The organism is Chitinophaga sp. CF118 (genome assembly GCF_900112615.1).
Taxonomy (GTDB): domain Bacteria; phylum Bacteroidota; class Bacteroidia; order Chitinophagales; family Chitinophagaceae; genus Chitinophaga.
The window spans coordinates 437,402-459,669 of sequence record NZ_FOMK01000004.1 but is presented as its reverse complement, the minus strand read 5'-3'; the positions used below and the strand labels follow the sequence as shown (position 1 = coordinate 459,669).

Here is a 22,268-nt window from a genome sequence, read left to right as displayed (position 1 = left end):
TCCATATCGTCTAAACAAAACCAGTGATAATGAATGTAAATGTTACCATTCGTAATGTCCTGTCGTGCACCTATGCAAGGCGGTTCTTTTCCCTCATTTTGCTATTATGTGGTTATGGGTCATTGCTGGCCCAGGTAAACCCGACAGTTCCGGCTACTACCAAAAACCACAAGAAACAGGTGATCGGCTACATCACCCAATGGGATGCCTGGAAAAACGTTGACGGCATCGTACCTAAAGGTGGGTACAACCAGTTAAACGTAGACTACTCCCAGTACACAATCCTGAACTTCTCTTTCTTTGGCGTAGCTAAAGACGGATCACTGCACAGTGGTGATTACCGTAATAAGAGCATCTACATGGTAGGTGCAGTACAGGAACCCGCTGCCCTTGTAAATGAAGACATTTACAGCAGCTGGGATATGTACCTGTTGTACGGAGAACTGGATGCTCCTCTGTATTATATCTCAGATGGTAGTTATGCCTACTCTCTGGGATACCGTAATGCAGGAAGCGGCTGGAGCAACGTAAATACTGGTGCTACCGGCGTTTTCCCGTTATCAGTGCCTAAACAGGGCGGTGCTCCGGGTGTAATTGACCTGGCCCACCAGAAAGGTGTAAAAGTAATGGCTTCCATCGGCGGCTGGAGCATGTGTAAACACTATCCGGAAATGGCTGCTGATGCTACTAAACGTGCAACTTTCGTAGCTGGTTGTAAAAAACTGATCAGCATGGGTTTTGATGGTATTGACTTCGACTGGGAATATCCAGGTAATGCTGGTATGAACATCGAACATTACAGCGCTGCTGATTATACCAACTTTGCTATTATGGTAGAAGCTGTAAGAGCTGCAATCGGTTCAGACAAACTGATCACAGCTGCGTTTTCTGCCGTTCCTTCCAAGCTGTCTGGATTCGACTGGGCACGCCTGAACAATTCAATGAACTACTTTAACATGATGACCTACGATTATAACGGTGGTTGGTCAAATAAAGCAGGTCATAATGCTCCCCTTTACGATTATCCGGGTGCTGAATACACAGGTTTCTCTATCGATGCTACTGTGAAAGGTCTGAAAACATTGAACGTGAACATGGCAAAGGTAAACATCGGTGCACCTTTCTATGGCCGTGGTGTGGTTACCAGTGGTACAGCTGCCTTAAATGCAGCAACTGTAAAAACTTCCGTAACATTACAGCCTGATGGTCCGGTATCTACATGTGCCGACTTCACAAACTGGGCTCTGGATCTGTGGGATGGTACGCCTAACTACAGCGCCATCCTGAAAACTACAGCTTCCGGTTGGACTGAATACTGGGATGATGTAGCGAAAGTGCCTTACAAAACTAATGGCAAGTATTTCCTCAGCTATGACAACGAACGTTCTATAGGTGAGAAAGCCAAGTACATTAAAGACAACTCTTTAGCTGGTGTGATCGTTTGGCAGGTATACGGTGATATGTTGAATATGACCAGCAACCAGGTTGCTAGAGGTAAACTGATCTATTGCCCATCTACCACTTCTCCACTGGTAAATAAGCTGAATGCTGTATTTGCTGATGGTACTACTCCCACCAACGTAGCGCCTGTAGTTAATCTTACGGCTCCTACCGCAGGTACATCTTATACTGCTCCCGGAAGCATCACTATCAAAGCAACTGCTACAGACAGCGATGGTTCTGTTGCTAAAGTGGAATTCTATAACGGAACCACTAAATTGGGAGAGTCAACTACTTCTCCTTATAGCTATACCTGGAGTAATGTTGCTGTGGGTACTTATGCACTGAAAGCTATTGCTACTGATAACTTAGGAGCTACTACTACTTCTTCTTCAGTTTCAGTAACTGTTAGTACCACTACTAATAATCCAACCAGTGGTGTAGTTGTTGGTTACTGGCAGAACTGGAATCTGGCTTCTGCTCCATATATCCGCTTAAAAGATGTGGACTCAAGATACAATGTGATCGAAGTTGCTTTTGGTATAACAGCCAGCGACTATGCTACTGTATCTTTCACTCCGGATGGTGCTACTGTTGCCGATTTCAAAGCTGATATCGCAACATTACAGTCACAGGGTAGAAAAGTATTATTATCTATTGGTGGAGAAACCGGTATCGTAGTATTAGATACCGATACCAAGAAACAGGCATTCATTTCCAGTATGAAATCTGTAATGGATGCTTACAACTTCGATGGTTTTGATCTTGATATCGAAGGGGGTACTTCTTTAGTACTGAACAATGGTGATAATAACTTCATGTCGCCAACTACACCTAAAGTTGTGAACCTGATCGCTGCGGTAAAAGATGTAATTGCTTACCGTAAAGCACAGGGTAAAAACGCCCTTCTCACAATGGCTCCTGAAACGTACTACGTTCAGACAGCCTACGGTGCTACTTACTCTCCGTTGGTAGGTGCTTACCTGCCTATTATCTACGGTCTGCGTAATGAACTGTCATGGATTCAGCCACAACTGTACAATACTGGTTCTGTAAACGGACTGGATAATAAAACTTACAGTTCTGCTACTGCAGACTTTATCGTTGCTATGACTGATATGCTGTTACAGGGTTTCCCTGTATCAGGTACCTCTCAAACTTTCCCTGCATTGCGTGAAGATCAGGTAGCATTCGGTTTACCTGCTGCTCCTGCAGCTGCTGGTAGCGGATATACTGCTGTAGCAGAAGTGAAGAAAGCCCTGAATTACCTGCTGAAAGGTACTTCTTACGGTGGATCTTATACCCTGCGTAAAGCTGGTGGTTACCCTGCAATGCGTGGTATTATGACATGGTCCGTTAACTGGGACGCTGTTAATAATAAAGAATTTGCAACCAACTATGCTCCCTTTTTCACTAATACTACTAACCCAGGTAATCAGTCACCTGTAGTAAGTATTACTTCTCCCGCTGCAAGTGCTTCATTTAATGCACCAGCTTCAATTACAATCACTGCTTCTGCTTCAGACGCAGATGGGTCTGTCTCTAAAGTTGAATTCTACAACGGGTCAACTAAACTCGGTGAGTCTTCTACTAGTCCCTATACCTATTCATGGACTAATGTAGCAGCAGGCAGCTATAGTCTTACAGCCAAAGCTACTGATAACGCAGGCGCTGTTACAACATCAGCAACTGTTGCTATCACAGTGAACGGCACAGGTGGTGGTACTTGCGACGGTATCGCCGCCTGGACTGCTGCCAATGTTTACACCAGCGGTATGCAGGTTGTTTACAACAGTAAAGTTTACACTGCACAATGGTGGACGCAGAATGAGCAGCCAGATACACACACAGGTAGTGGTCAGGTATGGTTATATGTAAAAGATTGTGGTGGTACTAACCCCAATAACCAATCTCCTGCAGTAAGCATCACTTCTCCTGCTGCAAGTGCAACATTCACTGCTCCTGCTTCAGTAACCATCACAGCTTCTGCTTCAGATGCTGACGGTTCTATTGCTAAAGTTGAATTCTATAGCGCCAGCGCTAAAATTGGTGAAGCTACTGCATCTCCTTACTCTTATACATGGGGTAGTGTAGCTGCGGGTACTTACTCCCTGACAGCTAAGGCTACAGATAACAACGGTGCAACTACTACCAGCAGTGCAGTAAGTATCACTGTAACAAGTAATACAGGTGGTACCGGTAACTGTGCTGGTGTACCTGCTTACGCAGTATATCCGGCTATCTACAACATAGGTGATAAAGTAGTGTACAATGGCTATCTCTATCAGAGCCTTGCCAATTCGTTGTACAATGTTACTCCAGGTACAGCTGACTGGTGGTGGCAGCCACTGGGCGCCTGCACAAGCAGCGCGATGGTAGCAACTACTGCTAACAACCTGGTTAATCCATCTACAGAGTTACAGACACTGGTTGTATATCCTAACCCGGTTACAGGTTCAACCCTGCAATTACAGGTGAATGCAACTGCTGCTGAAAAGATCTATGTTGAAATCTGGAGCGTAAACGGTAACAGTCCTGTATTACACAAGGAATATGTTGCTGGTGCAAAAGGTCAGCAGGTGATCAGTCTTGATATCAGCCGCGTACCACAGGGTACATGGATTATCAAAACAAGCAATGCAAGAGGCACCCGTAAAGGTAGTGCTAAGATGATTCGCATGTAAAACGTAAGCAATAAACACAATCAATTGCGGACTACGGATTAGAGCAGGTAAAAACGCTTCAATACGTAGTTCGCATTTGATCTTTTATAATTTTCCAGTCTATTAACCACTCTTTATGCAAAAAAACTTTACTCAAACTCTCTTTCTCTCTCAAAAGGTATCTCATCCAGCTATTGCAGGGTATAAGACTGCCATGCTAAATCCAACATTTCCGGGTATAATTCTCTTATGCTAAAAGCAATATTCCGTTCGGATGTACGCATCCAAACGGAATATAAAAAAGAGAACGCTGCCGTGTTTAATGTTTGATATGCAGAGCAGATCTTTTACGCCTTCAAGCCCAAGATCAATGAGAGCCTTTAATTACTTATGCATGCTATTGTTATCTGCAACCGTATCGCGTGTAACCGCACAAATCGCCATTCCTGTTGGATCACACAGGTACGCTAAGATGCCAGAGGGAAAAAAGTATACTCAACTTATACGAATCCATCCCGTATTAGCGTATCTGCTTTACATGCAGGGTCTACTGGCCGGAATGTAGAGGGCGAAAAGCATAATGTGAAATCATTTATTAAATAATAATTTTTACTTGATGATTAGAACTTTAAATCTTAAATCCCTCAAACAAACAAAAATGCAAACAAAAAAATGGATAAGAGCATGCATGCTGTTCGGTGCATTCCTTATCGCGTCACTTTCCTCTTTTGCCCAGTTTAGGGTAATCGGCTATGTGCCTTCCTGGTCAGGTTCACTGGATCAGGTACAATACAGTAAACTGACCCACATCAATTACGCGTTCCTGTTGCCTACCGCTAGCGGTGGTTTGCAGAGCATTGAAAATCCTTCCAAATTACAAAGCCTGGTATCTTCTGCTCATGCAAATGGCGTAAAGGTGCTGATCTCTGTAGGTGGCTGGAATAATGGTGATGACAGCGGATTTGAATCACTGGCGGGTAACAGTACTTATCGTACCAATTTCACTACCAATATCATGAACTTTGTAAGCCAGTACAACCTGGATGGTGCTGATATTGACTGGGAATATCCTGACGCAGGTACTTCCTCCAGCAACTACACCGCATTGATGACACAGCTGGCTACTGCTCTACATGCACAGGGCAAGCTGTTAACAGCAGCGGTAGTAGGTACCGGTGGTGATGGTGTTTCAAGTAGTGTATTCTCTCAGGTAGATTTCCTGAACCTGATGGCATATGATTATAACAACTATGATCACTCTACTTACACATATGCTTCTCAGTCTATCAGCTACTGGAAAAACAAAGGTCTGCCTGCTTCTAAAACAGTATTAGGTGTTCCTTTTTATGGCCGTCCAAGCTGGGAGTCTTATGCAACAATCGTTAACAATGGAGGAAGCCCTTATGCTGATACTTACAACGGTGTAGGCTATAATGGTATCACTACCATGAAAAGCAAAGTTGACCTGGCATACGATCAGGCAGGTGGTATCATGATCTGGGAACTGTCACAGGATCTTCCTAAAGACAATCAGTATTCTTTGCTGTCTGCTATCCATGACGAAGTGGTTGTTAAAGGCGGTGGTACAGGCAATAAACCACCTGTAGTGAACATTACCTCCCCTGCAGCAAATGCTTCATTTAATGCACCCGCTTCTGTTACTATCACTGCTTCTGCTTCAGATCCTGATGGATCTGTTTCTAAAGTTGAATTCTATTATGGGTCAACTAAAATTGGTCAGGCTACTGCAAGTCCTTATTCTTATTCATGGACAAATGTAGCAGCAGGTACTTATAACCTGACTGCTAAGGCTACTGATAATGCTGGTGCTACTACCACATCATCTATCATTGCTATCGTAGTGAATGGCACCGGTGGTGGTACTTGCGACGGTATCGCTGCATGGGCTGCAGCCAATGTTTACACCAGCGGTATGCAGGTTGTTTACAACAGTAAAGTTTACACTGCACAATGGTGGACGCAGAATGAGCAGCCAGATACACACACAGGTAGTGGTCAGGTATGGTTATATGTAAAAGATTGCGGTGGTACTAACCCCAATAACCAATCTCCTGCAGTAAGCATCACTTCTCCTGCTGCAAGTGCAACATTCACTGCACCTGCTTCAGTTACTATCGCTGCTTCTGCTTCAGATGCTGATGGTTCTATTGCTAAAGTAGAATTCTACAATGGTAGCACTAAACTAGGTGAAGCTACTGCATCTCCTTACTCTTATACATGGGGTAGTGTAGCTGCGGGTACTTACTCCCTCACAGCTAAGGCTACAGATAACGGCGGTGCAACTACTACCAGCGGTACAGTAAGCATCACTGTAACAAGTGGTACAGGTGGTACAGGTAACTGTGCTGGTGTACCTGCTTATGCAGTATATCCGGCTATCTACAACATAGGTGATAAAGTAGTGTACAATGGCTACCTCTATCAGAGCCTTGCCAATTCATTGTACAATGTTACTCCAGGTACAGCTGACTGGTGGTGGCAGCCACTGGGCGCCTGCACAAGCAGCGCGATGGTAGCTACTACTGCTAACAACCTGGTTAATCCATCTACAGAGTTACAGACACTGGTTGTATATCCTAACCCGGTTACAGGTTCAACCCTGCAATTACAGGTGAATGCAACTGCTGCTGAAAAAGTATATGTTGAAATCTGGAGCGTGAACGGAACAAGTCCTGTATTACACAAAGAATATACTGCCGGTTCAAAAGGTCAGCAGTTAATAAGTCTTGATATCAGCCGCGTACCACAGGGTACATGGATTATCAAAACAAGTAATGCAAGAGGCACCCGTAAGGGCAGTGCGAAGATTGTACGTATGTAATTTTTATACCTGCCGGGTAGCAATACCTGGCAGGTTTTTCCCTCAAAATAACTATATTTAAAATGCTGCTATGAGTAACCTATACACGCTGCTTTTGTATTGATTATACCATATTTAATATCAACCCTGTCAACCGGCATCTCTTTTTTTCACGTTATTAAAACTTAAAAACGTTAAACTATGAACACAAGAAAAATAATCTTTTTAAAGCTGTTCTTTTTATCACAAAGAGATTTGTGAAAAACTAATTGTCTGCAGCATCTTCTTCCGGCAGGTGAAGCATTGGAAACATTATTTTACCGGAGAAGATCAACAGGCAACATTATACATCCCTCAAAATAATCATGAAATGACAACAAAAAAATGGATAAGCGCATGCATGTTGTTCGGCGCATCTCTTATCGCATCCTCACAATCATTCGCACAGTTCAAAGTGGTAGGCTATATGCCCTCCTGGTCTGGTGATGTAAATACGGTACAATACAGTAAACTCACTCATATCAACTATGCGTTCCTGTTACCAACTGCTAGCGGTGGTTTGCAGAGTATTGAAAATCCAGCTAAGCTGAAAAGCCTCGTTTCGCTGGCTCACGCAAAAGGTGTAAAGGTGATGATATCTGTAGGTGGCTGGAATAATGGTGATGATGGCGCTTTTGAATCACTGGCAGCTAACAGTTCTTACCGCAGTGCATTCACGACTAACATCGTCAACTTTGTAAACCAGTATGGTCTGGATGGTGCTGATATCGACTGGGAATATCCTGATGCAGGTGCATCTGCCAACAACTACGTAACATTGATGACACAGTTATCTTCTGCCTTACATGCGAAGGGTAAACTGTTAACTGCTGCCGTAGTTGGTACCGGTGGAGCTAGTATTCTCAGCTCCGTGTTTTCCCAGGTAGATTTCCTTACGCTGATGGCTTATGATTATAATAATTATGACCATTCCACTTACACGTATGCATCTCAGTCAGTTAATTACTGGAAGGGTAGGGGCTTACCTGCTGCCAAAGCAATATTAGGTGTTCCCTTCTATGGCCGCCCAAGCTGGAGCTCGTATGCAACATTGGTAAACAGTGGCGCAAGTCCTTATGCAGATACGTTTAATGGTAATGGTTACAATGGTATTACTACCATTAAAAAGAAAGTGGATCTGGCATACGATCAGGCAGGTGGTATCATGATATGGGAACTGTCACAGGATCTTCCTTCCAGCAGTCCCTACTCTTTACTTTCTGCTATCCACGAAGAAAAAATTGTCAAAGGCGGCGGTGGAGGTGGTACTTCTAAGCTGATCCAGGCAGAAAGTTATACCTCAATGTCTGGTGTGAAGACAGAAGCCACTACCGATGCAAATGGTGGTTCCAATGTAGGAAGTATAGACACCGGAGACTGGATGGCATACAGTAATGTGAATTTCCCAACAACCGGTAGCTATAAAGTAGAATATCGTGTAGCCAGTTTAAGGGGCGGTGGCAAATTGTCCCTCGACCTGAATGCTGGTACGATTGTACTTGGTTCTCTGAATGTTCCTTCTACAGCTGGCTGGCAAACATGGACCACAATTTCTCATACTGTAACTGTTAATGCAGGTACATATGCACTTGGTATTTATGGACAGACTGGTGGTTTCAACCTGAACTGGATCCGGATCACAAAGGTGGCATCTGCGGCGAGAATGGCAGATAGTAGTGTAACAACGCCTGAACTTATGAGCAAGCCAGAGGATGCTACACCTCACTTGCTCGTTTATCCTAACCCGGTTACTTCTACATTATATATCAAAGGCGATTACGACGTTGAAGGTGCACTCATCAGCATTTACGACTTCAATGGCAACCAGGTATTAAATGTAAAAGGCAGTACGAATAAGATCAGCGTGGAAGCGTTACCAGCAGGTGCTTATGTGCTGGTGTACACAAAAGGAATGAAGAAGATCGCGCAGAAATTTATTAAACAATAACATGAATTTCACCTTACATCTCCCTGGTAAAAATATGTTTCCCGATGCTTCAGCTGCCGGAGATGTGTAAGGTGAAATTTATATGATAAGATGTAACCCAAACCTGAAACCATATTTTTTTTAACCATTTCAAATACAATCCTTATGATGAAAACACTAAAATTGCCTCTATTGTTAACCGCTATGCTAGCCCTCACAGGCAGTGCTGCATCGGCTCAGAACTGGCAGCTGGTCTGGCAGGATGAATTCAACTCCAGCATTGGCCCTGACTGGGTTTTTGAAACCGGCACCGGTTCCGGTGGCTGGGGTAACAATGAACTGCAATACTACCGCCAGGAAAATGCTACTGTCGAAAACGGCCAGTTGGTCATTACCGCTAAAAAAGAAAACTATGGCGGTATGGCTTACACTTCTACAAGAATGAAAACACAGGGCAGAAAATCATGGACGTACGGCAAAATAGAAGCCCGTATAGCCATCCCTGCTTTCTCAGGTTCTTGGCCTGCTTTCTGGATGCTGGGAAGTAATATCAGCTCTGTTGGATGGCCATCCTGCGGAGAGATTGATATCATGGAACACGTAAACAACAATGCAGATGTAAACGGTACGGTACATTGGACTGGCACAGATAATGGCCATGCTTCTTATGGTAGTGCAACACCTGTATCAGTTACAGCGTATCACACTTATTCCATTGAATGGACATCTGCTTATATCAGATGGTTTGTAGATGGTAACCAGTACAATGAAATCAACATCCTGAATAATGTTGGTAGCACAGAAGAATTCCAGAAGGATTTCTTCATCCTGCTGAATTTCGCTATTGGTGGTAACTGGCCTGGGTTCAACATTGACCAGAATGCTTTCCCTGCTAAAATGTACGTAGACTATGTACGTGTTTACCAAGGTGGCGGTGGTACTAACCCTGGTTTTACTAAAACTGTAGAAGCTGAAACTTACAGCTCAAGCGCTGGTGTACAGTTGGAAGGTACTACAGATACCAATGGTGGCCAGAATGTTGGTTACATTGATACAGGCGACTGGATGGCTTATAATTCCATCACAATCCCAACCACTGGAACTTATAAAGTAGAATATCGCGTAGCCAGTCTTAGTGGTGGTGGCAGATTGTCACTCGACTTAAATGCAGGTTCAATTTTACTGGGTTATATGGACATTCCTTCTACCGGTGGCTGGCAGAACTGGACCACTGTTTCTCATACAGTGACCATCAATGCAGGTACCTACAACTTTGGTATCTATGCCCAGGCAGGTGGTTTTAACCTCAACTGGTTCCGTATCACTAAATTATAACCATTAATCATTTAATAGTTTACCCTATGAACACAATGCTAAAATATATTTCAGGTACTACCTTATTACTGATGGCTGCCGTTATCACAAATGGTCAGCAAAAGCAACCTTATCGTTTAGGTTCTACAGCAGGTGTACTGCAGGATATCAGATCACAGGCTAAAGCAGGTGCTAATACCCGTCTGGCCAGTGCAGCTGACCTGAAGATCGCGGAAGGAACTATTCTTACCGGAAAAGTAAATAGCCGTCGTACGGATGGTAAAGGCGAAGAATTGGTAGCAGGTGAAATTGATAATGTACCAGGATCTTCTTTCGTTCTGGAAGTGAAAAATGGTGTGCTGAATGGTAATATCATCATGCGCAAAACTAAGAAGGCTTATAAATACTACTCAGAGAATGGTACTGCCTTTGTAAAAGAAGTGCCTGTTGATTCTCTCATTTGTATAGATTATTCACCAGCACCACCACAGGAGTCTGCCAGAACAGCTTCATCTGCCGCTATTACTGCAGCAGCAGTTACTGACCTGCAGAGTTTGCCGGGTGCTAATGGCGTGGTACTTCTTGACTTTGATGGTCAGTATGTAACCAGTGCTTACTGGAATAACGGTACACCGATTAATGCTGCTGCTTCTACCCTTACTGATGCACAGAAACAGGAAGTATGGGAACTGGTAAGTGAAGACTACCGTCCTTTTGTTCTGAATATCACTACCAGTGAAGCTGTATACAACACCTATCCTGCAAACAGGAGAATGCGTTGCATCTTCACACCAACCAACACTGCAGCTCCCGGATCCGGTGGCGTTGCTTATATCGGTTCTTTCAACTGGGGTAATGAAACACCTTGCTGGGTATTTAACGGTGGTGTAAAAGGTGCAGGTGATGCTGCTTCTCATGAAATTGGCCATACTTTCAGCCTTGGACACGACGGCAGAATCAGCCCATCTGAAGGTTACTATTTGGGTAATGGTCTCTGGGCTCCTATCATGGGTGCAGGTTACTATGTACCTGTTGTACATTGGAGCAAAGGCGAATATGCAAGTGCCAATAACACAGAAGATGACCTGGCAAAGATTGCCGGTTCTAATTTTGGAATTGGTTACAGAACTGATGATTATGGTAACACAATTGCTGCCGCTGCTACATTAAATGTAAGTGTTGCAGGTGCTGTAAGCAGCACAGGTGTAATAGAACGTACCGGTGATGTGGATGTATTCAGGTTTACTACCGGTGGTGGTGCTGTTTCTCTGAATTTTGCCACATCTACCCGTCAGCCCAACCTGGATATTCTGGCTACCTTGTATAACAGCAGCGGTGGAGTAGTAACATCTGCTAATCCTTCCGGATTACCAGCTTCTCTCAGTGCTACGCTGGCAGCAGGTACCTATTATGTAGCTATCACTGGCACCGGTTACGGTAGCCCGGCTACTGATGGTTATTCCAACTACGGATCACTGGGTAGCTATGCTATTACCGGTACTATTGCAGCTTCATCTTCAGGTGTTGCTACCTTTTACAAAGATTGTAACTATGGTGGCTATGCTGTTACCCTGCCTGTAGGTGACTACAATTATGCAGATCTGATTGCACGTGGTATCTCAAATGACGATATTTCTTCCCTTAAGGTTGCAAGTGGTTATCAGGTATACATGTATAAGGATGCCAACTTCTCAGGTGATGCATACGCATTTGGTGGTGATTTCTCCTGCCTGGTTACAGTATATGTAAATAATGAGCCAATTAACCTGAACGATTGGACTTCTTCATTAAAAATACTTCCGGCTTCTTCTGCTGCCCGTACTTCAAATGCGGGTAACACCGTAGAGAAGTTAAATACTGGTGTAAGCACAACTGAAGTGGAAAAATCATCAACTGTACTTTCAGTTGCACCAAATCCTTTTGTAAACGAGGTATTTGTAAAAGGTACCAGCACTGCGAAGGGAGGTTACCTGTATGTGAGCATATATTCCCTGGATGGTAAAACTGTATTACCTGCTAAACGTATCAGCAACGGTGATAAAGTAAACCTGTCGAACCTGGATAAGGGTGTTTATTTAATGAAGATCTTTAATGGCTCAACCACAGAAACTAAGAAAATAGTTAAATACTAATTGTTAAGTTACAAATTACAAAGTGGAGGTCATCCCGGGTTTAGTCCTGGGATGACCTTCTTGCTTTAGGGGCATTATTGCCAACGGCAATATATCAGCATTAAATACATTTCAAATAGTTTTAATTTAATTTTTTATTATAAAATAGTGCACAATAAAAAGAAATGTTACTATTTTATCTGTCGGAAAGATGGAGATTTTGTTTGGAAACCCAGACCCATTAAACTGCAATATAATTTGTATTATAAAAATACAAATTATATAAATGTCGTGATATGAATACACAAGATGCCGAGTTAGTAGTTAGGTTACAACAGGACGAAGTAAGTGCTTTTGATACACTGTATTGGAAATACCACCAGGCGGTGTACCGGAATATTTTCAAGTTTGTAAAGGAACAGATTGTAACAGAAGATATTCTGCAGGAGGTTTTTGCAAAACTGTGGGAAAAAAGGAAGGAAATAAACCCTAGCCAGTCAGTGGCCGGCTGGCTCTTTGTAATCAGTTTTAACCTTTCTGTAGACTATGTACGTAAAAGGCTGCGTGAACAAACCATTCACAAAGAACTGCTGAATCTCGATGTTGATGATAACTACTCACTGGATCGTAAAAATCTCTATGAAGAACAATACCAGTTGTTAGAAAAAGCCATTGCCCAACTCTCTCCCAAAAAGCGGAAAATAGTAACCCTATGTAAACTGGAAGGTAAAACCTATGATGAGGTAGCAGAAGAATTGAAAATATCCCGTAATACTGTAAAGGAACACCTTTCCATAGCTATGGTCAAACTAAATGACTATATTCAAAAAAACAAAGAGCAGAATAAATATATAGTATTATTTCTCCTCTTCCTGAACTATCACGATTAGGACTTGTGATGAAATATGTTCAGGATAAGGAAATTGACACAAGCAAACATCTAATTCATCTATAATACGTCTAGAGTCATCCTTCGTTCATCCTTCGTTTTTAAACGAAGGATGAACGAAGGATGACTCTAGACGTACCCTGAACTGCTTTTACCTGTACTTTACCTCCCGGCAATTTATCCTCCTTTATTGAGTTACTAGTATTAAATCCCCAGTTTTAACCCTTATTTAATATTATATTTAAAAATATATCAATTTTTCTTTTATTACACCCACCCTCTTTTAATATACCCCCGTATTTAGTTTAAATAATCAATCAAAATAGTGCAGAACAGAAAGGAATACCTCAAACATCTGTTGCATAATAGAAATTGGAATCAAGAGGACAGAGATTGGCTGCTGCAATATTTGAATGAAAATGATCTTACAGAATTAAGGGAAATAGCAGGAGATGCCTATAGTGCAGACCTGTTTACAGAGGAGCCGCTTTTGGAAAGAGAGGTATCGGAGCGGCTACTGAAAAGTATTCATGATCGAATAGCCGGCCGCCGGTTATCTGTTGTGAAAACGAACAAGTGGTTACGCCCGTGGAGAGCAGCTGCAGCCGCAGCAGTCATCATACTGGCAGCCGGAATAGGATATATAAGCGTGATAAAGAAACCCGTGAGGCAGTTGGTGGTTGTAGCCGAAAAACATCGAAAAACATTAAAGTTACCAGATGGGTCGCTGGTATACCTGGAGCCTGGATCAACATTGAAGTATTCAGGTAACTACGGAAAACAAGAACGTACTGTGGCGCTTACAGGAGAGGCGTTTTTTGAAGTACAGCATAATGCCGTATATCCTTTCATCGTAGCATCTTCATTGATTAATACTACTGTATTGGGCACTTCCTTCAATATGGAAGCAAGAGGTGCAGGCGAAGCGAAGGTAGTAGTATTAACAGGAATGGTACAGGTACAGGCAAATGATAATGGTAATAAAGAAGGAGAGGAGGTGATCCTGACAGCCAATAAAAGGGTGGTATATAATAGCGTTACACACCAGTTACAAATGTCAGATGCACCCGATGATGCAAAGTTTTACATGCAAAAACAGCAGGGCCGGTTTGTATATGATGGAGCCGACCTCTTAAAAGTAGTAAACGACCTGCAAAGGTATTATAATATTAATGTTACAGTAGACGAAAGGTTACAACATTGTGCTTTTTACGGAGATGTTAATACCATGGATGATCTGGAAAAAGCACTTACACTGATAGCTGTTTCATTGAACGCCAAAATCAGTAAAGACAGTAGTGGAACCGGATATTTAATAAGTGGAGGGAACTGTCAATAAAGTATGAAAACCCAGTAGTAAACCTGGACAAAGTTAGCCAAAATTGATCGCCTAATGAGATGTACTGAATCGCCATGGGTAGTGTGATGATTATGTTTAATCGTCAACCACCTCAGCAGGTTAACCATTTGCTGTAAACTCAATATTGCACACAACCAAACTAAATCAAATGATGATGTATTCTAAACCGATGCCATCTGGTTAACCATTATTCTATTCGGTTAATCCAATAAAAACTATGCCCCGCACCGCGGATGGTGCGCTATTGCCCTGGTTTCAAAAAAACCGGGAACGGATCTCTATTTCCTGAAATGTACAAAACAATTCAAAATCACATGCATAAAAAGGTGACCCTATTTCTTAAACTGATAACGGTGATGCTGCTTGTAACAATAACGCTGCAAGCCTCCGCCGGAACAGGTATACAGGATGCCCTTGATAGAAAGATCTCACTTGAACTGAAAGATGTATTGTTAAAAGAAGCATTGGATAAGATAGGTAATCTGGCTGATGTGTCATTTATATATGCAGGTAATTCAGTGGTTGCCGTGAATAAGGTAACCGTTAATGCACACAATGAAAAAGTAGGTGATCTGTTAAACAAATTATTAAAACCCTATTCACTTTTTTACACCGTTATCTACGATCGCATTGTGATTCGCCAGAGCGATAAAAAGATAAGTGCGATGCTTTCTCCACAGGGTAGCAGAACCATCTCACCCCGTTTTCAGGATGTAAAAGGAGTTATTACTTCAGAGAAAAAAGAATTGCTGCCCGGTGTAGCTGTCATGGTGAAAGGTACCACCAGAGGTACTTCTACAGATGGTAATGGTTTGTTCGAATTGAAAAATATTGCTGCAGATGCAGTACTTATTATTAGTATCACAGGATATGAGCAACAGGAAATAAACCTGGCTAATTATAAAGGAGGATTGCTGAAAATACAAATGAAAGAGAAAGCAACTAAACTCCAGGAAGTAGTAGTAACAGGATTCCAGAATATCGATAAGAATAAATTTTCAGGTGCCGCTACACGTATCAAAGCAGAAGATGCAAAAATAGATGGTATGCCGGATGTGAGCCGCATGCTGGAAGGCCGTGTAGCGGGTGTGGCTATCCAGAACGTTTCAAGCACGTTTGGTACTGCTCCTAAAATCCGGGTACGTGGTGCTACTTCCATTAATGGTGATAATAAACCTTTATGGGTAGTAGATGGTGTGGTGCTGGAAGATGTGGTGAACATCTCCAATGACCAGCTGTCAAGCGGTGATCCTACTACCCTGATGGGTTCTGCTGTAGCTGGTTTGAATTCGAATGATATTGAAAGCTTTGATATCCTGAAGGATGCTGCTGCTACTGCCTTATATGGTGCCAGGGCGATGAACGGTGTAGTGGTAATTACTACTAAGAAAGGCCGTGCAGGTAAAACAGTAGTGTCTTACAGTGGTAACTATAGTACCCAGCTGAAACCAAACTATAACAATTATAATATCATGAATTCTGCTCAGCAGATGTCCGTGCTGGCAGAGCTGGAAAGAAAAGGAAGTCTTACTTCTGATATTCTTTCTGAAGGAGATGTTGGTGTGTATGGCAAAATGTATGAAATGCTGAACGCGGATGAAAGTGGAAACTTTCCATTAGAGAATACGCCGGAGGCTAAACGTAAATTCTTATTAAGATATGCTTCTGCCAATACAGACTGGTTTGATATGCTGTTTAAACCCAGTTTTGTTCAGGAACATTCCCTGAGCCTTTCTTCAGGTACCGATAAATCACAGTCCTATTTTTCCACCAGTTTTTATCATGATAACGGATGGACCATTGCCGACAAAGTAAGTCGCTATACTTTAAACTTTCGCAATAATTATAAAATCTCTGAAAAGGTAGCTGCAGGATTCTCTGTGCTCGGATCTGTTCGTCAGCAAAAAGCTCCGGGGGCACTCACCCGTACCAGCAACCCCGTAGAAGGGCAATATGACCGCGACTTTGATATCAACCCTTTCAGTTATTCTTTAAATACCAGCCGTACACTTACAGCATACGATCAGAATGGTAAACTGGAATATTTCAGAAGAAACTTTGCGCCGTTCAACATCATTAATGAACTGCAGAATAATTACCTGGATCTGAACATGATGGATCTGCGCCTGCAGGGAGATTTTTCCTGGAAACTGGCTAAGAACCTTCGTTATGAATTTGTGGGCGCACTTAGATATGTGAAGTCTTCCCGCGAACACCAGATCACAGAAAACAGTAACATGGCAAATGCTTACCGCTCTGCGGGTAATTCTACTATTGCTGAAAATAATAAATTCCTTTACAGGGATCCGGATAACCCGGATGCATTGCCACAGATAGTATTGCCATACGGCGGATTTTATAACCGTACAGAAGATCAGCTGATCAATTATGATTTCCGTAACAGCCTGAATTATACAAACACTTTTGGAGATAAGCACAGTGTAAATGCAATGATAGGTCAGCAGGTAAAATATGCTGACAGACAGAACGCTTCCAACACCGGGTATGGCTATCAGTATAATAACGGAGGTGTTGCATTCACAGATTATAAGATTCTCAAACAAACAATAGAAAGTAATTTCCCTTATTATGGTATGAGCAGGGATTACGATCGCTTTGCTGCTTTTTATGCCACAGCTACCTATGCTTATAACAGCAAGTATAACCTGAGTGGTACTACCCGTTATGATGGTTCCAACCGCCTGGGCAGATCTGCAGGTGCACGCTGGTTGCCTACCTGGAGCCTGTCTGGTTCCTGGAATATAGACAAGGAACCATTCATTCAGAAATTACCATGGGTAGATTACCTAACGCTGAGAGCAAGTTATGGCTTAACTGCCAGTATGGGCCCTGCTACCAACTCCAATATTGTTTACAAAACAATCAACACCAACAGGCCACACCTGTCTGAAGTAGAATCTGTCATTAAGATTGCGCACCTCCAGAACGATGACCTGACATGGGAAAAGTTGTACACTACGAACGTAGGACTGGATGCCACCTTATTTGACAGACGGCTCAACCTTGCATTAGACCTCTACACCAGGAAAAGTTTTGACCTTATCAGTATCATTAAAACTTCCGGTATCGGTGGGGAAACCTTCAAAGCAGCTAACTATGCTGATATGAATTCTAAAGGAATTGAGCTGATGATAGGCGGCGATGTGATAAAGCGTAAAGAATGGGGATGGAAAGCGAATTTCACTTTTGGATATAATACGAATAAGATCACCAATGCAAAAAATATCCCTCTCATCTTTGATCTTGTGGTAGCAGAGGGAGGAAATAAAGAGGGTTATCCCGTAAGAGGATTATTCTCTCTGCAATACAAAGGCCTGGATCCAAAATCAGGAGCACCGCAGTTTATTAACCAAAATGGAAATCTGAGCAAGGATGTATACCTGCAGGATCAGAATACGTCACACCTGGTATATGAAGGTCCGGTAGATCCTCCTGTGACAGGTGGTTTCTCAAACACATTCCGCTACAAGGCATTATCCCTGAACGTATTTGTAACCTACCAGTGGGGGAATAAAATCAGGATGTATCCTGCCTTTAAAACTTCTTATTCCGACCTGGATGCTATGCCTAAAGAGTTTTATGACCGCTGGATTATGCCTGGTGATGAGACGGTTACTCAAACTCCTTCAATCCTTGACAGACTGGAAGATGTCCTTTTAGGTGGTGCTTATCCTTACAATAACTATAACTATTCAACAGCAAGAGTAGCGAAGGGAGATCTGATCCGTTTAAAAACCGTATCACTCTCTTACATCTTGCCGGCAAGTATACTAAACAGAACGGCATTTAACAGCATCTCTGTCACTGCAGCGGCAATCAATCCGTGGTTGATCTATGCAGACAAACGACTGAGAGGACAGGATCCTGAGTTTTTCAATACGGGTGGTGTTGCGCAGCCTATTCAAAAGCAATTTACTCTTTCATTAAAAGTAGGTATCTAAACGAAGATGGTTATGATGAAATTTTTTATAAAGATATCGGTCATTAGTGTAAGCATATTTACACTGTCAGGGTGTACCAAATACCTTGATCAGTCTCCCGACAGTACCTGGACCGAGTTGGATACACCGGATAAAGTATCCCAACTTTTAGGTACCGCTTATCCGCAGGCAAACTATATTCTTTTTTGTGAGTCGATGTCAGATAATGTAGCTGATAAAGGAGCCGGTGTGATTGAAAGAACCAATCAGGATCCGTTCAGTTTCAGCGATGTGCAGGACACAAAAGAAGACTCTCCTGAAATGTACTGGCAAGCATGCTACACAGCTATCGCTTCCGCCAATAACGCATTGAAAGCCTGTGCAGCAGCAGCAGATACTTCTTTGTATCAGGCACAGAAGGGAGAAGCACTGGTAGCAAGGGCATATGCCCATTTTATGCTTGTCACGTTCTTCTCAAAGTTTTATGATTCCACTACTGCTGCTCAGGATGCCGGTATTCCTTATGTAACAACACCGGAGACGGTTGTTATGAAACAATACGAGCGGAAAACAGTTGCCTATGTATATGAAATGATCGAAAAGGATCTGTTGCAGGGCCTGCCCCTTATCAATGATGTGAAATATAAAGTACCACATTATCATTTTAATACATCCGCAGCATATGCTTTCGCTACAAGATTTTATCTCTTTAAAAAAGATTATCGGAAAGTAGTGGAGTATGCGAATAAGACATTTCCTAATAATGATTTGGCCAGTAATATGCGTCCGTGGAATACTACGTACAGTACTATGACTCCTGCCGAGTTATACGCCACTTATTCAAACGCTTCTGAGAAAGCAAATCTCCTGCTGGTAGAAACACCATCAGCGTATGGCCGCTATGTAGGACGGTACAGATATGGACTCGACTATGCACATGAAACAGCAATCCTTGGTCAGAACGTTACCGGAGGCAATTTTGTATATCCCATATACTACTATGGCACCAGGGACTACTTTGTGCCAAAGCTGACAGAATACTTTGTAAAGTCTTCTGTAAATGCAACTATCGGTGATCCTTATGTGATGGTGCCACTTTTTACTACAGAAGAGGTATTATTCAACAGGGCAGAAGCGAATCTTTATCTGGGAAATACGGATGCCGTACTGGCTGATATGAATCTCTTTGCCAGCAAAAGGATCAAAAGTTATAGTACTGCTGCCCATAGAATCACAACCAGTTCTATCAAAACTTATTATCAGACTTCCTCTCTGGCAAATGCGCTGTTAAATACTATCATGGATTTCAAACGTGCGGAATATCTGCAGGAAGGACAACGCTGGTTTGACCTGCAGCGGTATAAGATAAGTGTAACGCATTACACCGTTTTTGGAGAGGAACTGACACTGGGCGCAGATGATAAGCGCCGCGTATTACAGATCCCTGCATCTGCACTAACGTCCGGTATAACGTTGAACCCACGTTGATAAATCTTAAAAAGAAACTAGCAATATGAAACTTATAAACGCATTCTTTTTCCTGCTCTCGGTAGCGATGCTGGGTGCCTGCTCTAAAAAGGACGATCTCAGTGGTGTGCAGAATATCCCGGGCCTGGGTGGCGATACCTGGGTCCCGGGATCTTTGGATGCCTGGTTGCATGATACGATTACAGTGCCCTATAACATAGATGTAAAATACAAGTGGGATCAGTTCGAATTCGATGTAACTAAAACACTGGTTCCGCCAAAGGAAGAAGTAGTGATACCTGCTGTACGTGCAATCAAAAAAGTATGGATAGATAATTACATCAATGCTGCAGGGTCTCTCTTTTTCAAAAGGTATAGCCCGAAATTCTTCGTCTTGTCGGGTAGTGCCAGCTGGAATGATAACCAAACCATTACGCTTGGTACTGCAGAAGGTGGACGTAAAGTAGTGATGTATCTGCTGAATGAATTCCGTACCAAAGATATGGATGGTTACTCCCTCCGGGACACCGCCAATGTAAAACAGATCTTCCATGTAATAGAGCATGAATTTGGTCATATTCTTCACCAGACGATCATGTATCCTGTTGAGTTTAAAAAGATCTGCGCAGGCTTTTATACAGGCAACTGGAATAACATACAGGATACAGCTGCTTTGCATGCGGGTTTTGTTACCCCTTATGCAATGTCTAGTGAAAACGAAGACTTTGTAGAAATGATTTCTACCATGCTGACCGAAGGACGTGGAGGATTTGATAAGATAGTGAATAGTGTACCCGACGGCGTAAGTGAAGATGGTGTTACTAAAGTCCAGGCCCAGGCCAAACTCAGACAAAAGGAAGCGATGGTAGTGAGCTACTTTAAGTCGGCCTATAACATCGATTTCTACGGACTGCAGCGTAGTACCAGAAAATCTATAGACGATCTTTTTTATTAAACCAACTGATGAATACCCGGGAGGGCTACAAAATAATCCTTATGAGTAAAAATCTATTATTATATATTTTACTGATCACGGCAACATTTTCTTCCTGTACGAGAAAAGATGATTTTGTTTTTGATCAGTCTCCGGACGAAAGGATCAATAAAATACTGGCAGAATATAGTTCCGCTTTAACAGGATCGGAATATGGCTGGAGAGGATTTGTATACCCTTCAGGGATTCCCGGAACACCTTTTGGATTTTATTTCAAGTTCGATACTGCAAACCGGGTACAGATGTTTTCGGATTTTGATTCGCTTTCTGCCGTAACAGTAAAAGAAAGCAGTTATCGCCTTAAAGCATTGCAACAACCTTCACTATTGTTTGATACCTATTCTTATATACATGTACTATGTGATCCCGACGCCAGCAATAATGGTGGTACATATGGCGTGGGATTATATTCAGATTTTGAATTTGCCATTGATGGCATTTACGGTGATACAATCAAACTTACAGGACGTTTGCATGGTAGTAAAGCCGTGCTCGTCAAAGCTACCTCACAGGAGGCACAGGATTATTACGAGAAAAAACGGAACTGGGAGTTCAATAATATTTCCCGGTTCCTTACTTACTTTAAACAGCTTACAGCTGGCGGAAGTACATACGATATGTATGTAGACAAAACTTTCCGCAGGATCCAATTTGTATGGCCCACTACAGATGGTACAAAGACCTTTAATACAGCGTATTACCATACCAGTAATGGTATTGCGCTAACCACTCCATTTAGTGACGGCAAACAGAATATCAGTGCCTTTGAAAATATTACCTGGGATGCTCCGGGTCAGGCACTGAAGTTTAAAGTAAATAACGCAGATGCCACCATCAACGGCGTTATAAAACCCCTTGTAGTAGATAATACCGCCGGAAAAAGATGGTGGAACTATGTAGCTGATATTGGCTCTTACTGGGTTTCCCTGGATGGCTTCCATGTAGATGGTGTGGATGATGCATATGGCATAAAGAATACTCCTGGTTTCCAGTTCATGTTTTATTACCCAAACTGGAACACCAACCTTGATGCCGGTGCTGTATTTACATCGAGCGCTTTCGGACCAGGCCTCACCGCCCGGTTTAATACCAATGGCACCGTTGTTTTTACAAATACGGCGACGATAGGAACTACACCTGCCAGTGCCACTACTGCAGTAACAAATATTACTAACAAATACACTGAACCTACGGGTTTCTATTTCGTGCAGACCGGCGAGTTATCCTATGATATGGTAAACGCTAAAGATGCACGTAGCTGGATCACCTGGTTACGCTGATGCACATCCATTTTTGAACCCT

11 protein-coding genes are annotated in these 22,268 nt (G+C 42.6%); all 11 read left to right on the top strand.

Annotated features, from left to right (window positions below; translation table 11 throughout):
• The first annotated feature begins 29 nt into the window (after positions 1-29).
• The 11 genes from BM176_RS18095 to BM176_RS18045 all read left to right on the top strand — a co-directional run bounded on the left by BM176_RS18095 (position 30) and on the right by BM176_RS18045 (position 22,246).
• Positions 30-4,124: a glycosyl hydrolase family 18 protein gene (locus BM176_RS18095; protein WP_090105609.1), complete on the top strand. Its 4,095-nt coding sequence runs from the start codon at positions 30-32 to the stop codon at positions 4,122-4,124.
• 637 nt (positions 4,125-4,761) lie between these two features.
• On the top strand, positions 4,762-6,945 hold the full coding sequence (locus BM176_RS18090; RefSeq protein WP_143097850.1) for a glycosyl hydrolase family 18 protein: 2,184 nt from the start codon (positions 4,762-4,764) through the stop codon (positions 6,943-6,945).
• A 349-nt stretch (positions 6,946-7,294) separates the two neighbouring features.
• Positions 7,295-8,911 (top strand): glycosyl hydrolase family 18 protein, encoded by a 1,617-nt coding sequence (locus BM176_RS18085; RefSeq protein WP_090106124.1) that lies wholly within the window; start codon positions 7,295-7,297, stop codon positions 8,909-8,911.
• 144 nt (positions 8,912-9,055) lie between these two features.
• Positions 9,056-10,225, top strand: coding sequence for a carbohydrate-binding protein (locus BM176_RS18080; protein ID WP_090105605.1), 1,170 nt, complete (start codon positions 9,056-9,058; stop codon positions 10,223-10,225).
• A 26-nt stretch (positions 10,226-10,251) separates the two neighbouring features.
• The gene (locus BM176_RS18075; protein WP_143097849.1) at positions 10,252-12,336 is read left to right on the top strand and encodes a T9SS type A sorting domain-containing protein; all 2,085 of its coding nucleotides are present in this window, start codon (positions 10,252-10,254) and stop codon (positions 12,334-12,336) included.
• Between the two features lie 275 nt (positions 12,337-12,611).
• Entirely contained in the window at positions 12,612-13,205 is a 594-nt protein-coding gene (locus BM176_RS18070) for an RNA polymerase sigma factor (protein ID WP_090105601.1), read from the top strand.
• A 324-nt stretch (positions 13,206-13,529) separates the two neighbouring features.
• Positions 13,530-14,543: a FecR family protein gene (locus BM176_RS18065; RefSeq protein ID WP_090105600.1), complete on the top strand. Its 1,014-nt coding sequence runs from the start codon at positions 13,530-13,532 to the stop codon at positions 14,541-14,543.
• 335 nt (positions 14,544-14,878) lie between these two features.
• Complete coding sequence (locus tag BM176_RS18060) at positions 14,879-18,526, top strand: SusC/RagA family TonB-linked outer membrane protein (protein ID WP_090105598.1); 3,648 nt, start codon at positions 14,879-14,881, stop codon at positions 18,524-18,526.
• A 12-nt stretch (positions 18,527-18,538) separates the two neighbouring features.
• On the top strand, positions 18,539-19,993 hold the full coding sequence (locus BM176_RS18055) for a RagB/SusD family nutrient uptake outer membrane protein (protein WP_090106123.1): 1,455 nt from the start codon (positions 18,539-18,541) through the stop codon (positions 19,991-19,993).
• A gap of 25 nt (positions 19,994-20,018) precedes the next feature.
• Complete coding sequence (locus BM176_RS18050) at positions 20,019-20,927, top strand: zinc-binding metallopeptidase (RefSeq protein WP_090105596.1); 909 nt, start codon at positions 20,019-20,021, stop codon at positions 20,925-20,927.
• Between the two features lie 41 nt (positions 20,928-20,968).
• A complete protein-coding gene (locus BM176_RS18045; protein ID WP_177230445.1) occupies positions 20,969-22,246 on the top strand; it encodes a DUF4302 domain-containing protein in 1,278 nt (425 codons plus the stop codon).
• Positions 22,247-22,268 lie beyond the last annotated feature (22 nt).

What these genes read in the sequence shown, in the direction of transcription:
- BM176_RS18070 (WP_090105601.1), top strand. Translation starts at nt 12,612, where the DNA reads ATGAATACACAAGATGCCGAGTTAGTAGTTAGGTTACAACAGGACGAA.
- BM176_RS18080 (WP_090105605.1), top strand. Translation starts at nt 9,056, where the DNA reads ATGATGAAAACACTAAAATTGCCTCTATTGTTAACCGCTATGCTAGCC.
- BM176_RS18075 (WP_143097849.1), top strand. Translation starts at nt 10,252, where the DNA reads ATGAACACAATGCTAAAATATATTTCAGGTACTACCTTATTACTGATG.
- BM176_RS18085 (WP_090106124.1), top strand. Translation starts at nt 7,295, where the DNA reads ATGACAACAAAAAAATGGATAAGCGCATGCATGTTGTTCGGCGCATCT.
- BM176_RS18090 (WP_143097850.1), top strand. Translation starts at nt 4,762, where the DNA reads ATGCAAACAAAAAAATGGATAAGAGCATGCATGCTGTTCGGTGCATTC.
- BM176_RS18060 (WP_090105598.1), top strand. Translation starts at nt 14,879, where the DNA reads ATGCATAAAAAGGTGACCCTATTTCTTAAACTGATAACGGTGATGCTG.
- BM176_RS18095 (WP_090105609.1), top strand. Translation starts at nt 30, where the DNA reads ATGAATGTAAATGTTACCATTCGTAATGTCCTGTCGTGCACCTATGCA.
- BM176_RS18050 (WP_090105596.1), top strand. Translation starts at nt 20,019, where the DNA reads ATGAAACTTATAAACGCATTCTTTTTCCTGCTCTCGGTAGCGATGCTG.
- BM176_RS18055 (WP_090106123.1), top strand. Translation starts at nt 18,539, where the DNA reads ATGATGAAATTTTTTATAAAGATATCGGTCATTAGTGTAAGCATATTT.
- BM176_RS18045 (WP_177230445.1), top strand. Translation starts at nt 20,969, where the DNA reads ATGAGTAAAAATCTATTATTATATATTTTACTGATCACGGCAACATTT.